Below are 2,239 nucleotides of genomic sequence, written 5' to 3'. Positions count from 1 at the left end.
CCAGCGCGGCCCGCGCCTGCTCGGCGGTGGCGATCCCGCCGGCCGCCGATCAGCGGGACCTCCGGGCACGCCGCCCGGACCTCACGGAGCAGCTCCTCCAGGGGCGCCGTCCCCGGCTCGGCGGCGGGGTCCAGGGTGCCGCGTGCCGCCGGCGTCCGGTCCCTGCACCACCAGCAGCCGTGCCCCGTTCCGACGGCGGCCCGCGCCTCCGCCTCGTCCGTCACCGTGACACCGGGGGCCACCTCCGCGGCCACCAGCCGGGCGAAGACCTCCGGCGCGGGCAGTCCGAACGTGAAGGTCACCCATGGCCAGTACTGCTCCTCGGCCAGGGCCAGGAACTGCTCGAACTGCGCACGCTCGGCCTCGGGGTCCGGCGTCGCCTCTTCCGCCGACGGCACCTCGGCCCCGTACCGCGCGGCCACCGGTGCCAGCCGGGCGGCGAAGTCCGCCACCTGCTCCCGCCGCTGTGCGGCGGCCCGATCGTCCCGGGCGGGCACACGGGTGTTCACGGCATCCGGGACGAAGAGGTTCACGCCGAGGCGGAGGTGAGTGCCGTCGTCGGGAAGCGTGCCGGAGGAGGAGGGGCCCTCCCCGGACCGGCCTGCGGATTCCTCGGCCACCTCCCCGAGCAACCCGCGGGCGGCATCCACCTCGTCCCGCACCGCCTCAGGCGTCTTCATGCCGCCGGCGAGCATGCCGGAGCCGCCGGCACGGATCACGGCCGCGGCCAGCTCGGGCGTGGAGGGTCCGCCGGCCATCGGCGCAGCCACCACCGGAACCGGTGCGGCCGCCAGTGCCGAGAGGGCGGGCAGACGGCCGCTGTGGGAAGCGGATGCACGGAGCGCACTCATAGGGCCACGGTATCCCTATCCCTGCGCGCGCTCGCCGGGCCGTGACATGCAACCGGGGTTGCAGATACAAGTGAAACACGGATATGGTGGGCGGACGCACGGACAGAGAGGAGACCGTCATGCCTGCCGCGCTGTTTGGAGAGAGCATCACGATCGATGACACCGATGTCCGCATGGCGGTGGAGACCCCACGACCGCAGGGCGCCACTTTGATCCTTCGTGGCCCAGACGGGGACAAGATCCCTCTGCCGCCTCGTCTGCAGAGGATGCTGCTGGCCACGCTCACAGCAGTGGCGGAGACCGGTGAGGCGACGATCGGTCGGCTTCCAGAGGAGCTGACTAGCACGGTGGCAGCCGAGATTCTGGGTGTTTCCCGCCCGACTCTCATGAAGTGGGTCCGTGAGGGACGTCTGTCCGGTTTCAAGGTCGGCAGCCACACCCGCTTCAAGCGGGAAGAGATCTTCGCATTGAGGGAGAAGCGCAAGGACGAGCGCCGTGCGGCCTTCGCCGCTCTGCGCGATGAGGACGGCGACTGGGACTGAGGCCGCGGTGCGACAGTGGGGTGTGAGGGCATGGCACCCCACGGCCGTGAGGCGCCGTGGCTAGACTCGCTCCATGACGCGCAGGGTACTCGTCGACGCCAATGTCCTGGTGAGCCGGACGACGCTGGACTGGCTCCACTTCCTCCGTGAGTCCAACGAAGGAATGTTCCAGCTCTACCTCACCCCGGACATCCAGGCGGAGGCGGTCCACGCTCTTCGGCGCCGGCACCCCCGCCGGGACGGTGGTGCGATCTGGGACCGCGTGGAGAAGATTACCGGGGTCATGGACGAAGTGCTGTCCGACTTCCCCGGCACGCTGGCCTTCACAGGCGAAGACAAACATGACTACCACGTCCACGCCGCCGCTGTGACGGGTCGAGCGGATCTCGTACTCACCGACAATTCCCCGGCTGACATCACCACGACGCCGGACGACGAGCACTACGACGTCATCTCACCGGACGACTTCTTCATTCTCACGACCGACTCGAACCCGCACTGCCTCCTGCCGATCGTGAAGACCCAGTTCCGCTACTGGTCTCAGAAGCCGGGACACGCCCAGCTCGACGATGCCCTCCGGCGGGCCGGCTGCCCGGAGTTCGCCCAGAGGGTGCGGTGGGCCCTTGTCCAACTCGCCTGACCGACAGGTCTGCGCACGTCGGTTCATCCATGTCGTCAGCCCTACCGTGAGGAGGACCGCCCATGCTCGCCCTGCTGGCCTGCGTGCCCGTCCTGCTCACCCTCATCCTGCTGACCCGCCCCCTGCCGGGCTGGGTGGCCCCCGCCGCCGGCGCCGCTGCGGCCCTGCTGCTCGGCGCCACGGTCTCGCACGGACGCCGCGAGCTC

Annotated in this window: 3 protein-coding genes; 2 read left to right on the top strand and 1 reads right to left on the bottom strand. The window is 70.4% G+C overall.

Annotation, left to right across the window (positions count from 1 at the left end; genetic code table 11):
- Nucleotides 1-758, bottom strand: a 758-nt coding sequence (locus AC2W7A_RS11740; RefSeq protein WP_485991502.1) for a nitronate monooxygenase, incomplete at its 3' end; no start/stop codon positions are given.
- A gap of 212 nt (nucleotides 759-970) precedes the next feature.
- On the opposite strand from AC2W7A_RS11740, the gene AC2W7A_RS11735 reads away from it, so the two are divergent.
- Nucleotides 971-1,393, top strand: a complete 423-nt coding sequence (locus tag AC2W7A_RS11735; protein ID WP_485991501.1) for a helix-turn-helix domain-containing protein — start codon at nucleotides 971-973, stop codon at nucleotides 1,391-1,393.
- A 73-nt stretch (nucleotides 1,394-1,466) separates the two neighbouring features.
- Nucleotides 1,467-2,033 (top strand): PIN domain-containing protein, encoded by a 567-nt coding sequence (locus tag AC2W7A_RS11730; RefSeq protein WP_485991500.1) that lies wholly within the window; start codon nucleotides 1,467-1,469, stop codon nucleotides 2,031-2,033.
- Nucleotides 2,034-2,239 lie beyond the last annotated feature (206 nt).

The sequence above is a fragment of the Micrococcus sp. LASM2_SD2 genome (assembly GCF_057364565.1).
This window is presented reverse-complemented; position numbering and strand designations above follow the sequence as displayed.

What these genes read in the sequence shown, in the direction of transcription:
- AC2W7A_RS11730 (WP_485991500.1), top strand. Translation starts at nt 1,467, where the DNA reads ATGACGCGCAGGGTACTCGTCGACGCCAATGTCCTGGTGAGCCGGACG.
- AC2W7A_RS11735 (WP_485991501.1), top strand. Translation starts at nt 971, where the DNA reads ATGCCTGCCGCGCTGTTTGGAGAGAGCATCACGATCGATGACACCGAT.